This is a genomic window from Shewanella sp. SG44-2 (assembly GCF_014164215.1).
Taxonomy (GTDB): Bacteria; Pseudomonadota; Gammaproteobacteria; order Enterobacterales; family Shewanellaceae; genus Shewanella; species Shewanella frigidimarina.
In genome coordinates this window covers 43045-59332 of record NZ_JACJEU010000027.1, presented here as the reverse complement: position 1 = coordinate 59332, position 16288 = coordinate 43045, and the positions used below count along the sequence as shown (strand labels likewise).

The following is a 16288-nucleotide window of genomic DNA, read 5'->3' as shown; positions in this document are numbered from 1 at the left end:
CAATTGTGCGTCAAGCTAAACCTGAAGTCGTAAAAGAAGTCGCGGCGACAATAGCAGAGGCAGTATCTACTGAAGCAGCGCCATCAACCAAAGCCCCTGTAAAGGTAAGTCGCTTTGGTTCTATGGTGTCATCTGACATGACTAAACCTACAGTGGATGTCCGTGAGCAGAAAGCAGTACCTCAAGGACGTACTTACGAAGCTCAAGCGACTGACAGCAAGGCTCCGAAAGTAGCGAAGAATAACAGTGCATCTGCTGATATGACTCGCCCTGGAGAGTAACCTTAATAAAGGGCTAACTTCGCCCCATTATTTATAAAGCCATGCTTAGCATGGCTTTTTTATTGGAAATATTAATATAAAACTTAACATTTAGTCTCATTGAATCGATGTCACTATCATTCAACGGTTAATTTTTTGTGTTAAAGCAAACATCCTTTTTATTAACTTACATACAAAACCAGAGGTTAAATGTTCGATCTCATTCGCCATTAAACAAGTAGTAAAGTCGATATTTTATCTCGATTAACCGTGATACTCGCCCTTATCCCTGAAGCTGTTGCCTTTGCATTCGTAGCCCATGTTGACCCCATGGTAGGACTATATGCAGCCTTCATTATGGGTTTAATCACCGCATTGGCGGACGATCGGGGATTATGTCCGGCGCTACAGGTGCTATGGCAGTAGTAATGGAGTCACTAGTGATTGAACACGGTATAACCGTATTTACCGATCTGGCTTTTGCCGTGTTTGTTGGTGTTATCGTACCTGCTTTGGTGTTTGCATGGGAACATGCAAAACACATCAACATTGACATAAGTGAAGATACAAATGGCTAGAAAATATATCGCTTAAATGGGCCATTATTCTTTGGCTCAGTTGCTAACCTAACTTCCTTGAATTATTTGATGTTGGAAATGATAACTAAGGTGTGACTATAGACTTTCAAAATTCACGAGTAGCAGATCAATCAACATTAGAGGCTATCGATATTTTAGCTAAACGTTATGTGGCTGGGGAAAATGTCTGCATTTACGTTACTTAAGTCAAGATTGTAAAGCCCTACTCCTAAAGCACGTGATCTGGTTGAAGTTTACCTTATTGAAGATCTGCACAACAAAGTGACCGACGATAAATTAGGCTAAACGGACATAATACCAATTCCAATAATTATCTGGTCATTCAGCGGGAGTTCTGCGCCTTCTAGGCAAGTAATAGGTTTGTAGACATAGTTGTTCTCGGCAACAGGTCCTGCGTTACTCTACCTTCTGCGTCCTTGCAGTCGTACGTCAATAAGCAGCATAGAAGATACAGAAACCCGCCCTGCGGGAGCTATTACTCAGGCTTTCCATTTCTTTGTTGCATTGTTTTACAAGGGAACAACCATTCTTTCAACAATGCGCCTCAAACTGGAAAACATGACTGGCTCTGATTAAGCACATAATTAATGGAATTGATATAATAAAAAAAAGGGGTGACTGAATATTCAATCACCCCTTTTTTATCATGTTTAGCCCTAACACAAGAGCAAAAAATTTAGTTTACACTTTACACTTTACGCTTATCTGCAAACTTACTCATGACTTTATCAAATTTAGGCTTAACTACTAATTGGCAATAGGGTTGCTGACCGTGTTTAGCAAAGTAATCATCATGGTAATTTTCAGCGGGATAGAAAGTGTCAAACGCGCTTATTTCGGTCACAATAGGTCTAGGCCATACTTGCTGCAGAGTTAAGGTATTGATGAATTTATTGGCGGCATCAGCTTGTTCACTATTATGAACAAAAATTGCCGAACGGTATTGCGGGCCTTTGTCATTGCCCTGCTGATTCAGTGTTGTCGGGTCATGGCTTTCAAATAATACACTTAGCAGAGTGTCGTATTGAATTACAGCGGGATCGAACTCAATATGAATGACTTCTGCGTGCGCGGTTTTACCAGAACACACAGCATCATAATTTGCATCTTTAGCGTCACCGCCACAATAACCTGATTTAACACTGTGCACGCCTTTAAATTGAGCAAAAATAGCCTCTACACACCAAAAGCACCCAGCTCCAAAAGTCCCCTTTTGGTAAGAAGTTTTAGCCGAACTTGATTGTGCTAATTCATCACGAGATTTAAAAATCATCGATACTGAATTAACACAATGACGAACATTATTATCTGTTAAATGCTCCCCTTCAAACACATGGCCTAAATGACCGCCACATTGTGCACAGGTAATTTCGGTTCGATGTCCATCGGCATCAGGAGTATGTTCTACTGCTCCCTTAATTTCATCATCAAATGCAGGCCAGCCACAATGGGCATTAAACTTATGCTCACTCTTATATAGAGGTGCATGGCACTTTTTACATAAATAAACGCCTTGTGCATCATGATCAACATATTCACCGCTGAAAGGCCGTTCAGTACCTTTTTGTTCAATAACATATTTTTCAAATTCGGTTAAATCATTCATTGTCGGCTCTCATTGAGTTGTTTGTCGCAGATATTAACAAAGGATACGTGAGATCTGCGGCATCAGTTCAACCAATACAACATGAAGACACGCAAAGAATTGCGACAAAGTGTGACTAAGGTTACCATTAGCAGTGGGTCAACACACTAATAAGAAAATATAATGAAACTAAATACAATTGATTACTTAGCACCAGATAGCGCTGAGCGCTTTGTTGAATCACTTCGTGAAACAGGTTTTGGGGTACTATCGAATCACCCTATTCAAAAGCAACTTGTCGAAGATATTTATAAAGAGTGGTACAACTTCTTTCAGTCTGAACAAAAACATGACTTTTTGTTCAAGTCTGAAACACACGATGGATTTTTTCCTGCATCGATTTCTGAAACAGCCAAAGGTAACAATGTAAAAGATATCAAAGAATATTATCATGTGTATCCTTGGGGCCGTATTCCTGATTCACTTAGAGCCAATATTCTTGCATATTATGAACATGCCAATACCCTAGCTGCGGAATTACTCAGTTGGATTGAAAAATATACACCGGCAGATGTTGCGGAAAAATATTCTATTCCATTACCAGACATGATTGCTCAAAGCCAACAAACCTTGTTGCGGATTTTACATTATCCACCAATGAAAGGTGATGAAGAAATGGGCGCTATCCGTGCAGCAGCGCATGAGGACATTAACCTCATCACTATATTACCTGCAGCAAATGAACCTGGATTACAAGTGAAAACCAAAACAGGTGAATGGATTGACGTACCTAGCGATTTTGGCAGCATCATTATTAACATCGGTGACATGCTGCAAGAAGCATCTGGTGGTTATTTCCCTTCCACTTCACACAGGGTAATCAATCCTGAAGGGACAGACAAAACCAAATCACGGATTTCATTACCGCTGTTTTTGCACCCTAATCCAGAAGTAGTACTATCAGAGCGTTATACCGCAGACAGCTATTTACAGGAAAGATTACGTGAATTAGGCGTTATTTAAACATTAATGCTTCATTTAACAATGATACTAAGCGCCTTCGGGCGCTTTTTTTATGCATTTAATCTGCTAACGAGGTAGAATATCACTTTTGTATTTATTGTATTTACTCTCCGGTTTATAAGGCAACATCATGGCAATTCAGTGGTATCCAGGACACATGCACAAAGCACGTAAAGAGATCGAGGAGGCAATGCCTCAAGTGGATCTCGTTATTGAAGTGCTCGATGCACGTATTCCATACAGCAGTGAAAATCCGATGGTGTCACAACTACGTGGTGATAAACCCTGCATTAAATTACTGAATAAATCTGATTTAGCCGATCCTAAGGTTACCGCCCAATGGATTGAATACCTAGAACGTGAACAAGGCGTTCAGGCATCAGCAATCACAAGTTTACAACCCAGTATGGTAAAAAGCATTCCTGATCTTTGCCGTAAACTGGTGCCACACCGTGACATCATGGAAAAAGACATTCGCACCATGATCATGGGTATTCCTAACGTCGGTAAATCTACAATTATTAATACCTTAGCGGGTCGCACTATAGCTAAAACGGGTAATGAACCTGCAGTCACAAGACGTCAGCAACGTATTAACTTACGTAACGGAATCGTACTATCGGATACTCCGGGCATTTTATGGCCAAAAGTGGACAACGAAGCCAGTAGCTATCGCCTTGCTGTCACCGGTGCAATTAAAGATACCGCTATGGAATACGAAGATGTGGCAATGTTTGCTGCTGGCTATTTCCTTGAAGCCTATCCTGACGAAATTTGTGAACGTTATAAGCTTCAATCGCTACCAGCCAGCGATATCGAATTACTCGAAGCTATCAGTCGTTCTCGCGGAGCACTTCGCCCTGGCGCCCGAGTTGATTACCATAAAGTATCTGAACTATTACTACATGAATACCGCTCAGGGAAAATCGGACTTTTAAGCCTTGAAACTCCGGCGATGGCTGAAGTAGAAAAAGAGGAAGTTGCACGTAAATTAGCTGAGAAAGAACTCATTAAACAGCAGAAAATAGAGCAAGAGAAACTTAAACGCTCCGGTAAACGTTATAACGATTAAGCCGAACAAAGTCTAGGTCGTCAACATCAATGACGGCCTAGCACTTATCATTCAGAGTGACCTATCATGCTTAAGTAGCCTGAATTAAGTAATCATAATTAAGTCGCCTAGATAAGTAGCTTAGTTAAATCCCTTAGTTAATTGATTATATTTCAACGATTAGCTAGTTTAATCGCCAATGCAGCTAAACTGGCTTCAAGTAAATTGATAACCATCTCAAATCCTCTTTCACCACCATAATATGGGTCAGGCACTTCTTCGACTAACGAATCACCATAGCTTAATATTAACTGTAATTTATATCGTAAATGGGCAGGACACCTGTCTTTCAAATCATTTAAATTGGCAAAGTCTGCCGCTAAAATTAAATCGAATCGTTCAAAGTCAGCGTCGATAACCTGCCGAGCTTTCATACCTGAAAAATCAAGTCCGCGCTTGTTGCCAGCAATAATACTGCGACTGTCCGGAGCATGCCCTTGATGATAGGCAATAGTCCCTGCAGAATCGATGTCGAGTTGAAGCGAGTGACGTTTCATTTGTTGCCTAAACACTGCCTCTGCCGTCGGCGAGCGGCAAATATTACCCATACAGACAAACAACACCGAGCGAACATTTAAAAGATATTTATCATCGATCATTGATAACCGCCATTATCACCAGTTTTATGTCATCACTTAATCATATTGCCGATACCTAAACTGGGGTTATGATCATTACCAATTGTAGTTTTACATTTAGTTTTACATTTAGTTTTACCATTAATTATACAATGATACGCAACGCAACATGCCAGCAATTTTGAAGCGTTATTGCGGTAGTCTTTGTCGCAGAAAAGTAGCAAATCTTGGCGTCCCTTTTTGAGTTAAGCCTAAATATTGATAAGTAATGGTAGAACCGACTAAAGGTGGATTTTCTCGTTGTTTATCGCTTAAACCACTGCCGATATTAAACACTATCCCCGCAGGTGTTTTTACAATTAACGCACCTAGTTTACCTCGATACTTACCCTTACCTTCTGTATGACCAATCACTACAGCTTCAGCGTCATATTTGGGTTTGAGCTTAACAATATACTCACTGCGGCCGACTGCATAATGCGCTTGCTGATAATGTAACATCAATCCTTCACCACCAGCATTAACGATGGAATCAAGCAATGTAAACAGAGCTTCAGTTGAAGCCACCGGCTCCTGCTTAATGACCTGTAAATGTATGGAGGCCGTTTGTTCTGCCAACATTTTCATCGCTAAGTAGCGTTCAATAAAAGGGCCTGAATGCCGCGGTAAATCAAACATCATAAACTTAACTTCCTGCCACTCTTTATCAGGTACTTGCTTGCGTCGAACCAATGCTGAAATATCTTCGAATCGATTACGCCCCAACCAAAGTTCACCGTCAATAGCTGTATGAGGAAAACCCAGTGTAAACGATGAAGGTAATGCCACTTTTCGGCCACTGCGAGTCAGCATGTTACTGCCATCCCAGTAGCCTCGAACACCATCAAGCTTCTCGCTGACTAAGTATTCAGTGACATCTATATCTTGTTGATATTTTGTTGCCAACTGAATAGGAGGTATTGATAACACTTCACTCTTTATCGTAAAACAATGCAGTGAAATAATGACCAAAATAAAAAGATACGGTAGCTTACGCATATGCAATCCTTGCTAAAAGTTAAATCCATTTAGTGTTTTTTCATTTTCGTTCAAAAATTTATTTCAATCCCCCGATGATTGTACTCTCTCGGCATCGAGTCACTTCCAAGTAAAACCTCTAAAATACTGCTATAACGCCTATCATCTGTGGATGAATACGACTTTCACCTGTTTAAATGATTCTCAACCCTCGACAGGGTTAGGTGAGCGTAGTACAAACAGAATAATTATCCATTCATTGGTAGGGCTTATATTGATATAAATCGATGCATAATGAGGGCATATACCATCACAACAATAAATATTTGTTTTGTTCTACAGCACATCATAAGACCTAAATTACTGCTGGAAGCATATGAACGGAATGTTACAATCTACGGAATTCACATCAAAAAGATAATGAGTAAAATGAAACCAGAGAACAATCATGGTCTAAAACGCGTGTTTCGAGCGACTGGGTTTTCTATGCAAGGTCTAAAGTCAGCGTGGAAAAACGAAGCGGCATTTAGACAAGAAACCGTGCTTGCTTGCCTAATGTTACCCATTGCTCTGCTACTCAATATAAGTAGTACTGAACGTATTTTACTTATCATGACAGTATTAATTGTATTGATTGTAGAATTGCTAAACTCCGCTATTGAAGCGGTAGTTGATCGGGTTGGTGATGAGATCCACCCACTTAGTGGTCAGGCAAAAGACATTGCTTCTGCAGCAGTCTTTCTCAGTTTGGTATTATGTGCAATCACTTGGAGCATCGTTATTTGGCCATTATTGTTTTAGTAACGGCCAGACGAATATCATTCAGTGTGCTTATCGGCAGTCAGAATTGAAATGGCTTGTTCAATATAAGCAAGTCTTTCATTTTCAGCCCAATATGCAGCATACACATGTCGATCGATACATTTTGCATCATCCACGACATATAAGCTCCCGTTATATAAATAAGGCTTTATGAGTGCTTCAGGCAAAAATGCACATCCACCGTTATTAAGTATAAAGTCCAATGCAATACGAGCAGAACTTGTGTGTAATACCGGCAAAGGCAACATGGTAAAATCTTGGGCATGAGTGATATTAAAGGCGGTACCCCAGTCTACTTTTATATAAGGTAAAGTAGGTGTTTGTGTAAGCTTAACGCCTGCTTGTTTGGAAACTAAATACAATTTTACTTCAGCAAGCTTAACTAATATGACGCCATCAAGCTTTGGTGGGTCAAAAGTAATCGCAATATCTAAAGTTCGTTCAATAAGTTGGCGAGTCATCACCGTTGCAGGTAATACATCAGTTCTTAAAGCCACCCCTTCTAAGCCTAAATGTAATGGCTGCAAAAAATCTTGTAAAAAAGCATCCCAAATATTATCGCCAGCCGACAACGCTAACTGAGCACTGTGTTGCTGATTTAAAATTATATCTTGTTTTGCCCTTTCCCAAGCATTAAGCACTGCCTCAGCATGGCCGAGCATTCTTTCACCTGCAGGTGTTGGTTGAATATTGTTACGTAAGCGTTCAAATAACTCTAAACCCAAAATATTTTCTAACTGCTTTATCCTAAAACTGACAGCACTTCGAGTGAGGTATAGATTTTCAGCCGCCTTACCAAAGTGCCGAGTACGGGACACTTCTAAGAATGTTTTTAATAAATCTGTATCCATAAAAATTCTTTACCATTAAGGACAAAATATTTTGATTTAAAAAATGATAATACTAGCCAATACTCCAGTTGCAAATCTTTATATCTCATAATCTAGAAGGTATTAGCCATGTCTCAGCAATCATTTATCAATGCAAAACAAGGTATTGATGCTAACACCAATGGTCATAGCAACAGTTTTCAATCTACTAAACGCTTCTATGATGACGTGAATTTCCCAAAGGGATTTAAACGTTGTGGTGATTTCACCAATAAAGAAGCAGAGTTGCTTGAACAACACGGTCAAGCAATGAAAAATTTAGCCAATGGTTCGCAGTTACCTTGTAATGTTGACGAAGACCAATTTGTTAACGTTTTACAGGGGAAAAAACCTGCATCAACTCCACTGGAGTTATTGTGGTCTAAATATTGTCGTCTGGCAAAAGGCAAACCATTTTATGCTGTTGTTGGGACAATTCATGCACCTGCAAGCTCTAAAGTTGAAATTGAATTTGACGATGTAGAAGAAGATGCTTCAGACACCGATGAGTCAGAGTAAACCATCTTTTAACTGCTAAAGTCACCGCCAACAGCATTTAACACTGTTGCAACACAAATGATAAAAAGTAGAGTCAACTTCCTGCTCTACTTTTTCGTTTTGTCACATATTTGTCACCCACCGCAATTACGCCAATGCTCTGGCGCCTTATACATAGCGACTCTTCACTAAAATGGTTGTTTTTACACCGCAGAGGTCAAGCTATTAACGAAAACTTGATTTAGCGCAATAATCCCATACAAATACTTCACAATTAGTAACAAAGTGTTAGTATATGCACTGAACAGTTTGTCGTTTTTACTTTAACTTAATGTTTATGACTGCGCATTTTGATAACCCTATTTTGGATATCTGCGTTGAATAGATTAGGTATTAAATTCGACAAAAGCATCATATGAAGACGCATATCCTGTGATATAGAAAAAATAATAAATGCGGAGTTTCAATGATAAGAACTTTTTTTTGTATAGTGTTATTGATATTAGGCACTCGAACTGCTTTGGCAGAGACGAATCTATCAACTAACGACTCAACAGTCTCCGACAAATATACTCTTGACGTCGGTATGTTTTATGCTAACTCCGATTCAAACTTCATCGTTACAAACCCAAAAACAGGTGGAACATTCCCAGTAGATTTTGAAGATGAACTTCTACTTGCTGAAGAACAATACTTACCCTACTTTGAATTCACATTCTCTTTCAACCAACGCCATAATATTTATGTTGATTGGAAGTCGTTAGATCGCAAAGCCGACACAGAAACGGTATCACAAGATTTTATTCTTGAAGATATTGATGGAAAAGACTACCTGATTGAGACTGGCGCTAAACTGAATACTGAACTTAATATTGATATTCTGCGAATTGGCTATGGTTATGACATTTGGCAAGGAACTCATTACGCTGTTGGAGTATCCGTTGGTATACATACCATGTTTATCGAAACCGCTTTTAAAGGCACTATCGGCATTTGCGTTCCAGATTCAACCTTAACCAGTTTATGCAGCAACGCAGTTGCCACACCAGAAGTTATCGACGACACTCTAACAGCACCTCTTCCAGACATTGGCCTTTACGGCTCCTACGAGTTTTATCCTGGTTGGACATTTGATGCTCACGCCCAGTATTTTGCTATCAAATATGATGATGTAGACGGATCACTGATCGATATCCGTTTAGGTGTTGAAGCTAAAATTTGCGATAATTGGTCATTGAAACTGGCTTACAACTATTATGATGTCGATATTACAATCGAAAAAACACGTAATCTCGGTAATATTGAGCAACGTACCTTTGATTACAATATAAACTACAGTTTTACTGGCCCGATGTTTGCGGTCTCTTACGTTTTTTAATATGATTCAAGTCACTAAAAAAGCATCTTCGGATGCTTTTTTGTTGTTTGTATCACTATAATATCATGGTGCAAAACCTGCTATTATTGTTATATTTACTTCAATTGTAGATTTTTCAAAGTCTTTCCTTAGCCCAGATTATGAGGCACTTAATGTCGAACACTCTACTGCAAACCGCTGCAGCCAATTTGAAAAAAGCGGTGCCGTTAATGTTAAAATATAGAATACCCACAACGCCAACAAACTACGCGCTTTGGTATGCTTACGTGGGTGAACAAAACCCTTTACTTAATCAAGAGTTAGATACTGCAGTCAAACAACACCAAACCTGTTCACCAGTGACCAGCGAATTATTATATCGTAAACATGTGGCTGACCCAGTTGAGCTTGATGTGCGCGACATGCGTAAAAACCTTGATGCGATGGTATGTGAATTATCTCAGTCACTCAAAGATACTAATTTGGACACTGAGACATTTCAAAATCAAATTGATAAAGATTTTAAGAAATTAAGCGACCTCGAAAATCAAGGTTTCTCGTTAGAGCAAGTGATTGGTATTGTAAGAAATATCGTTAAAGAATCTTCCAGCATCCGTTCTAGCACCGTGAGTTTTACCGAACAACTCCAAAAAGCTCAATCAGAAATCGATACTCTCAAAACTCGTTTAGCTGAATCTGAAAAAGACATGCTCTTTGACGCCTTAACCAATGTGTTAAATCGCCGTGCATTTAACACTGATATTGAAGCACAAATCAGCTCAGCCCCTGCGGGTACCTGTATGATTTTGATTGATATTGATCACTTTAAAAACTTCAACGATAATTTTGGCCATCAACTTGGCGATTTAGTCTTAAAAACCGTTGCCAAGCGTATCCAAGAAGCCTGTCGTGACGGCATTAAACTGTATCGTTTTGGTGGTGAAGAGTTCGCCATTATTGTACCAAGTAGTCAGTTTAGAGTTGCCAGACAATTAGCTGAAGGTATTCGTAGAGCGCTCGAAAAACTCAGCGTCAAAGACAGACGAAGTGACAAGGTTATTGACTCAATAACGGCATCTTTTGGTGTTGCTGAATGGAAACCTAAACAAAGTGTATCTCAATTAATTGAAGCAACTGATAAGTTACTGTACGAAGCAAAACGCCTCGGTCGTAATAGAGTGATGCCAATCGCAAACTAACCATTCTGATAACATCAATTGATTGTTCGCCCAGTTTTTACCTGCCCATGCTGAAAAGCTAACAGCAGGAAAAATTGGGCTGAATATTTTTGATATTGCGGGTTATTGAGGTAATTGCAGATAAACAGCAGCATTCTCAGCTGTTGCTACCGTTAAATGAGGCACATAACCTAAAAATGGTGCCTGCATCATCTGCTGTAAGCTGTTGAGGTTGTCGTCAATAAAAGCCATCTCAGCATCGACTTGATTAGCCACCCACCCCGCTATCGTTAATCCGTCGGCCAATATAGCCTCTTGAGTTAACAACGCATGGTTTAAACAACCTAGCTTCATGCCAACCACTAAAATAACCTCTATCTTTGGCTTCTTTTTTTGGTTTTGAATTTGTTGTGCTTGTTGCAGTTTAGTCTGCAATAATTTGACAGTATCAGATAAATACTCACCATTACCAAACGGTAAGCGCCAGCCACCAGCACCTTCTATCAAGGCAAAATCTGCATTTAACATCACGGGGTGATACATAGTATCAAGTACACTTTGCGCTGTTAATGTTCGATTAACTAGCTTGGCGGCAATATGCGGTGCTATTGCGGGTTCAAAACTAATAGGATTAACCACTTGATATGGCAAATCCATATTCGACTGAGCTATTAGCATTAAGGCATCACTATTGCGCAAGCCATCTTCGGTCACTTCACAACCCGAAGCGATGGGTTTAAAACCGCACTTATGCCCTTGTGCTTTAGCTAACAATGTGGCGGATATTAGTGTTTTACCACTGTCAGTATCTGTTCCTGTCACAAAGTACAACATCGTTTCAACCTCGCTTGGCGCAGATATACGCAATTTGATAAGTTAATGGAATGCCTTTATCGGTGCGCATAGTTTCTGCAAGTGCGATGCGTTGCTGCCATTGTTGCTTAGTAAGGGGATGATGATGTGTTGCATTGTTTTCGCCTTGTTGAGCAAACGACGCACCCACACCTTTTATTGAGTACAGCAAGCTGCGCAAATCATCAAAATACAACCTAATACTCTCGACCTGAATATCAATATTTAGCCAATTGTTTGGCGAATCTTGAGATGCGATAAACGCTGCTTTAATAGCTGATACCGAATTAAACTGATTCACTCTAAAGCCCAATATTTTTAATTCAGCCAAGCTACCATCAACAACCACACTGAGATGGCATTCGCCACTGGGTCGCAATACTCGATGAAACTCAACAAACGCTTGGGGTAAGTTTTGGCACCATTGCAAGGCTAAGTTGGAATAGATACTGTCGATAACTGCGCTTTGCAATCCAAGCGCCTGTGCATCACTGCAAATAGGCAAATAATCGGGATGTTGCTCAGATAATTGCTTAAGCATCCCATGAGCGATATCAACAGCCACAACTTGCTTAACGTCATTAAAAGCGTTAAAACTCGTACCCGGGCCAGCTCCTACATCAAGTAAGGTGCCACATAGATGTGCACAGCCTAATAATTGCTTAGCCGTAATACGTTGTAATACATCATGTTGCTTGTAATGAGATGCGGCGATTGAAAACTTATTTGCCACGGGATTATCTAACGTCATGAGAGTCTCATCGATACAATTTATTTAGTCACGGCTTGCGGTGCTAATGCACCTTGCTTTGCATCAGTATACTGGTGAATAAGCTGAGTTAAGGTGTTCACGAGTGATTGAATATCAGCGGCTTTATGCAGTGCATTTAAAGTAATACGCAAACGCGCCTGACCTTTTGGCACCGTTGGCGAACGGATTGCGCCGACTATAAAGCCTTGTTGTTTTAACTGCTGCGCGATCGCGATAACCTGATTGTTATCGCCGATCATAATGGGCTGAATTGCGGTGGTAGAAGACGTAATACTGATGTTATTTGCTAATGCAAGTTGTCTAAACAACGCAATATTCGCTGTTAACTGTGCCAATAATTCTGGGTGAGTGTGTTGCCAATTAATCGCCGCTAATGCTAAATGAGCATTGGCTGGCGCTAAAGCAGTTGAGTAAATATACTCACGGCAAGTTGCAACCAAGTAATCAATTACCTCTTTTGAGGCTAGAATCGCTGCGCCTTGACACCCTAACGCTTTACCAAAGGTGACGACTTGAATATCAACCTTATCGGCATTAACAAACGAGCTTGGTAATACCCCAAAACCATGGGCATCATCGACAATAAGCCAACAGCCATGTTGCTTACATAAATCAGATAGCTCAATAATGGGGGCTATATCGCCATCCATACTGAATACACTCTCGGTGACAACGGCTGAATTGGGATTTCGTTCAATAATACGTGCTGCGCTGTTAATGTCATTATGCAAAAAGCGGCTAATTTTACTGCCACTGTCTTTTAAGCCATCAATAACTGAGGCGTGCACCAGTTTATCGGCAATGACCGTATCATCAGCGTAAAATAAGGTTTTCATTAATGCGCTATTGGCACTAAAGCCTGAACTAAACAGCATACAAGCTTGGTGACTGGTAATCTCACATAAGCGTTGTTCCAGCGCCACATGGGCTTGGCTATAACCACTCACAAGCGGTGATGCCCGACTGCCTACACCATACACGGTTGCACCATCGTAAAGTGCTTGTGCTAACGCAGGTTCGTGGGCTAAACCTAAATAGTCATTATGGCTAAAATCAATCAATGTTGATTGTTGCGACGTTGCCGACACCTGTCGTTGGCGTAACAATCCTGCAGCCTGCAGTTCGGCAAGCTTCTCACTTATCCGTAATGTAATTGGATGTTCTCCAATTTCAGGCTGACTGAATGATGTCATATTAGATTACAGCGCTGCGGCATCAAAAAACTGCTTAGTCGACTTATCTTGTTTGGCACTGGCTTTGGCTAATAGTGCGCTATCGTTTTCAATGTTGGCTTGTGGGCCTTGCTCAGGATGTAAACCTAAACGACGGAACAAACTCATATCATCATTTTCTTCAGGGTTTGGCGTTGTTAATAGCTTACAACCGTAAAAAATAGAATTAGCACCGGCAAAGAAACACATAGATTGCAGTTCATCACTCATGCTTTCACGTCCTGCAGATAAACGTACTCGAGATTTAGGCATTAAAATACGGGCAACAGCAATAGTGCGCACAAATTCAAGCGGATCAAGATCATCGATATTCTCAAACGGTGTACCGGCTACTTTAACTAACATGTTGATTGGTACTGAATCGGGGTGTTGTTCTAAATTAGCTAACTGTTGCAATAAACCTGCGCGATCAGTAGCTTTTTCACCCATACCCACAATGCCGCCTGAGCACACTTTCATGCCCGATGCGCGTACGTTTGTTAGCGTATCCAAGCGACTTTGATAAGTACGAGTGGTAATAACGTCGCCGTAATATTCAGGCGAGGTATCAAGGTTATGGTTGTAATAATCTAAACCAGCGTCGGCTAATTTTCCGGCTTGTTCAGACGACAACATCCCTAATGTCATACAGGTTTCCATGCCTAAAGCACGGACATCTTTTACCATTTGCGTCAAATATGGCATATCTTTGTCACGCGGGTTACGCCAAGCGGCGCCCATACAAAAACGCGATGCTCCTGCCGCTTTAGCACTTTTAGCTTCGGTTAGTACTTTATCAATTTCAAGTAAACGTTCTTTTTCAAGACCTGTATCGTAGCGTGCACTTTGAGGACAATATTTACAGTCCTCTGGGCATGCGCCGGTTTTAATCGACAATAGGCGGCTGATCTGCACTTCGTTAGGGTCAAACGTTTCACGATGAATACTGTGAGCTTTAAACAATAAATCATTCATAGGCAGCGCAAACAATGCTTCAATTTGTGCTTTTTGCCAATCGTGACGAACTTCAGCTAACGACATGGATCATTCCTTTATTTTGATTTTATGTTGGCTAGGATACCCTGAGCCCGTAAACTGTCAACGCAGTAACCACTTTACGCTTTACTAGCGGTCAAAAAAAGAGCACTTATAATTATGCCACTTTCCGATACAAATACCACAATCGATTATGCTTTCGATGCACAACATATCTGGCACCCATACACCTCCATGACCCAGTCTCTGCCTGTATATGGAGTCGTTTCAGCACAAGGTTGTGAGTTGACTTTAGATGATGGGAAAGTACTTATAGATGGCACCAGTTCATGGTGGTCTTGTGTGCATGGTTATAGTCATCCGACCATTTTAGCCGCTATGCAAAAGCAGCTATCACAGCTCAGTCATGTGATGTTTGGCGGAATCACCCATCAGCCAGCCATTGAGACCTCAAAACGCTTAGTGCAGATGACCAGCGATAACTTAACTAAGGTTTTCTTAGCTGATTCAGGCTCAATTGCTGTGGAAGTTGCGCTAAAAATGGCGCTGCAATATTGGCAGGGGCGGAACCAGCCGCAAAAGCAACGGATTATGACCGTAAAAAGTGGTTATCATGGTGATACTTTTGCCGCGATGAGCGTATGTGATCCTGATGGTGGAATGCACACCATGTTTGGTAATAATGTCACTGAACAAGTCTTTATCCCTGCGCCAACGTCTAAGTTTAATGACCCCCTTAATCAAACCGATACACTCGCATTAAATGCCGCATTTGCGCAACATAATCAAGATATTGCTGCGGTGATTATTGAACCCATCATGCAAGGTGCTGGCGGAATGCGTTTTTACTCACCAGCTTATTTAGTTAAACTGCGCCAACTTTGCGACCAATACGATGTGCTATTGATATTAGACGAAATCGCTACCGGATTTGGCCGTACTGGCACCCTCTTCGCTTATGAGCATGCCAATATTGAGGCCGATATTTTATGTGTAGGTAAAGCCTTAACCGGTGGATATATTAGCCTCGCAGCCACCTTATGCAGTGACGAAGTGGCCAATGGTATTAGTGATTCTCCCGCCGGTGTGTTTATGCATGGTCCTACTTTTATGGGGAATCCATTAGCATGTGCTGCAGCAACCGCTAGCTTAGACTTATTGCTTGCCGGCGATTGGCAACTACAGGTAAAAAACATTGAAGCGCATTTAATCCGCACCTTACCCGCAGCCATGGCGTCAAAAGAGGTTAAAGATGTACGAGTACTTGGCAGTGTCGGCGTAATCGAAATGCACTCGCCAGTGAATACCGCAGCCTTACAAAAAGCCTTTGTTGACTTAGGTGTGTGGGTAAGGCCTTTTAGCCGCTATATCTACATCATGCCGCCTTACACTATTAGCGCTGCACAATTAACCCAACTAACCTCGGCCATGTTGTTAATTGCCGATACCCTTATTCCTACCGAAGAGAATCAAACGTTGATTAGCCATGGATAATCAAAGCAGGTCTATTCACTGCTTGGGTAAGTCTCAATTTGGGCCCGTCTCAGCTTAGGTAGATCA

At 40.9% G+C, this 16288-nt stretch carries 16 protein-coding genes and 1 pseudogene; 9 read left to right on the top strand and 8 right to left on the bottom strand.

Features of this window, described 5'->3' with window-relative positions; all coding sequences use genetic code 11:
* On the top strand, positions 1-281 hold a 281-nt coding region (locus H5181_RS16675; RefSeq protein WP_182751559.1), incomplete at its 5' end, for a hypothetical protein.
* Between the two features lie 231 nt (positions 282-512).
* A pseudogene (locus H5181_RS20930) lies at positions 513-1144 on the top strand (SulP family inorganic anion transporter).
* A gap of 403 nt (positions 1145-1547) precedes the next feature.
* On the opposite strand, the gene H5181_RS16665 reads toward H5181_RS20930, so the two are convergent.
* Positions 1548-2465, bottom strand: coding sequence for a bifunctional methionine sulfoxide reductase B/A protein (locus tag H5181_RS16665; RefSeq protein WP_182751558.1), 918 nt, complete (start codon positions 2463-2465; stop codon positions 1548-1550).
* A 162-nt stretch (positions 2466-2627) separates the two neighbouring features.
* Here H5181_RS16665 and H5181_RS16660 point away from each other — a divergent pair, with 162 nt between their 5' ends.
* Together H5181_RS16660 and ylqF are read left to right on the top strand one after the other, a co-directional pair.
* Positions 2628-3467, top strand: a complete 840-nt coding sequence (locus H5181_RS16660; RefSeq protein WP_011636960.1) for an isopenicillin N synthase family oxygenase — start codon at positions 2628-2630, stop codon at positions 3465-3467.
* Positions 3468-3597: 130 nt separating this feature from the next.
* Entirely contained in the window at positions 3598-4539 is a 942-nt protein-coding gene (ylqF, locus tag H5181_RS16655) for a ribosome biogenesis GTPase YlqF (RefSeq protein ID WP_011636959.1), read from the top strand.
* A 152-nt stretch (positions 4540-4691) separates the two neighbouring features.
* Here the strand turns inward: ylqF and H5181_RS16650 are convergent, their stop codons facing one another.
* Together H5181_RS16650 and H5181_RS16645 are read right to left on the bottom strand one after the other, a co-directional pair.
* A complete protein-coding gene (locus H5181_RS16650; RefSeq protein ID WP_011636958.1) occupies positions 4692-5177 on the bottom strand; it encodes a low molecular weight protein-tyrosine-phosphatase in 486 nt (161 codons plus the stop codon).
* A gap of 168 nt (positions 5178-5345) precedes the next feature.
* On the bottom strand, positions 5346-6194 hold the full coding sequence (locus H5181_RS16645; RefSeq protein ID WP_182751557.1) for a DNA ligase: 849 nt from the start codon (positions 6192-6194) through the stop codon (positions 5346-5348).
* A 408-nt stretch (positions 6195-6602) separates the two neighbouring features.
* On the opposite strand from H5181_RS16645, the gene H5181_RS16640 reads away from it, so the two are divergent.
* Positions 6603-6974, top strand: coding sequence for a diacylglycerol kinase (locus H5181_RS16640; RefSeq protein ID WP_011636956.1), 372 nt, complete (start codon positions 6603-6605; stop codon positions 6972-6974).
* A 17-nt stretch (positions 6975-6991) separates the two neighbouring features.
* Here H5181_RS16640 and hdfR read toward each other — a convergent pair whose 3' ends face one another.
* Positions 6992-7846 (bottom strand): HTH-type transcriptional regulator HdfR, encoded by an 855-nt coding sequence (hdfR, locus tag H5181_RS16635; RefSeq protein ID WP_182751556.1) that lies wholly within the window; start codon positions 7844-7846, stop codon positions 6992-6994.
* Positions 7847-7954: 108 nt separating this feature from the next.
* Between hdfR and H5181_RS16630 the strand changes: the two genes are divergently transcribed.
* From H5181_RS16630 to H5181_RS16620, 3 genes are all read left to right on the top strand, one after another.
* A complete protein-coding gene (locus H5181_RS16630) occupies positions 7955-8383 on the top strand; it encodes a DUF413 domain-containing protein (RefSeq protein WP_182751555.1) in 429 nt (142 codons plus the stop codon).
* Positions 8384-8828: 445 nt separating this feature from the next.
* Positions 8829-9740, top strand: coding sequence for a hypothetical protein (locus H5181_RS16625; protein WP_182751554.1), 912 nt, complete (start codon positions 8829-8831; stop codon positions 9738-9740).
* Positions 9741-9892: 152 nt separating this feature from the next.
* Complete coding sequence (locus H5181_RS16620; RefSeq protein WP_059745521.1) at positions 9893-10918, top strand: GGDEF domain-containing protein; 1026 nt, start codon at positions 9893-9895, stop codon at positions 10916-10918.
* Positions 10919-11020: 102 nt separating this feature from the next.
* Here the strand turns inward: H5181_RS16620 and bioD are convergent, their stop codons facing one another.
* The 4 genes from bioD to bioB are packed head-to-tail and all read right to left on the bottom strand — an operon-like array spanning position 11021 to position 14773.
* Positions 11021-11728: a dethiobiotin synthase gene (gene bioD / locus H5181_RS16615; RefSeq protein WP_182751561.1), complete on the bottom strand. Its 708-nt coding sequence runs from the start codon at positions 11726-11728 to the stop codon at positions 11021-11023.
* A gap of 7 nt (positions 11729-11735) precedes the next feature.
* The gene (locus tag H5181_RS16610; protein ID WP_182751553.1) at positions 11736-12500 is read right to left on the bottom strand and encodes a methyltransferase domain-containing protein; all 765 of its coding nucleotides are present in this window, start codon (positions 12498-12500) and stop codon (positions 11736-11738) included.
* 20 nt (positions 12501-12520) lie between these two features.
* Complete coding sequence (locus H5181_RS16605) at positions 12521-13714, bottom strand: 8-amino-7-oxononanoate synthase (RefSeq protein WP_182751552.1); 1194 nt, start codon at positions 13712-13714, stop codon at positions 12521-12523.
* A gap of 6 nt (positions 13715-13720) precedes the next feature.
* Positions 13721-14773 (bottom strand): biotin synthase BioB, encoded by a 1053-nt coding sequence (bioB, locus tag H5181_RS16600; RefSeq protein WP_011636948.1) that lies wholly within the window; start codon positions 14771-14773, stop codon positions 13721-13723.
* 114 nt (positions 14774-14887) lie between these two features.
* Here bioB and bioA point away from each other — a divergent pair, with 114 nt between their 5' ends.
* Positions 14888-16222, top strand: coding sequence for an adenosylmethionine--8-amino-7-oxononanoate transaminase (bioA, locus tag H5181_RS16595; protein ID WP_182751551.1), 1335 nt, complete (start codon positions 14888-14890; stop codon positions 16220-16222).
* Positions 16223-16288: the final 66 nt, after the last annotated feature.

Coding starts and splice junctions, on each gene's coding strand:
- H5181_RS16665 (WP_182751558.1), bottom strand. CDS start 2,465: ATGAATGATTTAACCGAATTTGAAAAATATGTTATTGAACAAAAAGGT.
- H5181_RS16660 (WP_011636960.1), top strand. CDS start 2,628: ATGAAACTAAATACAATTGATTACTTAGCACCAGATAGCGCTGAGCGC.
- ylqF (WP_011636959.1), top strand. CDS start 3,598: ATGGCAATTCAGTGGTATCCAGGACACATGCACAAAGCACGTAAAGAG.
- H5181_RS16650 (WP_011636958.1), bottom strand. CDS start 5,177: ATGATCGATGATAAATATCTTTTAAATGTTCGCTCGGTGTTGTTTGTC.
- H5181_RS16645 (WP_182751557.1), bottom strand. CDS start 6,194: ATGCGTAAGCTACCGTATCTTTTTATTTTGGTCATTATTTCACTGCAT.
- H5181_RS16640 (WP_011636956.1), top strand. CDS start 6,603: ATGAAACCAGAGAACAATCATGGTCTAAAACGCGTGTTTCGAGCGACT.
- hdfR (WP_182751556.1), bottom strand. CDS start 7,846: ATGGATACAGATTTATTAAAAACATTCTTAGAAGTGTCCCGTACTCGG.
- H5181_RS16630 (WP_182751555.1), top strand. CDS start 7,955: ATGTCTCAGCAATCATTTATCAATGCAAAACAAGGTATTGATGCTAAC.
- H5181_RS16625 (WP_182751554.1), top strand. CDS start 8,829: ATGATAAGAACTTTTTTTTGTATAGTGTTATTGATATTAGGCACTCGA.
- H5181_RS16620 (WP_059745521.1), top strand. CDS start 9,893: ATGTCGAACACTCTACTGCAAACCGCTGCAGCCAATTTGAAAAAAGCG.
- H5181_RS16610 (WP_182751553.1), bottom strand. CDS start 12,500: ATGACGTTAGATAATCCCGTGGCAAATAAGTTTTCAATCGCCGCATCT.
- H5181_RS16605 (WP_182751552.1), bottom strand. CDS start 13,714: ATGACATCATTCAGTCAGCCTGAAATTGGAGAACATCCAATTACATTA.
- bioB (WP_011636948.1), bottom strand. CDS start 14,773: ATGTCGTTAGCTGAAGTTCGTCACGATTGGCAAAAAGCACAAATTGAA.
- bioA (WP_182751551.1), top strand. CDS start 14,888: ATGCCACTTTCCGATACAAATACCACAATCGATTATGCTTTCGATGCA.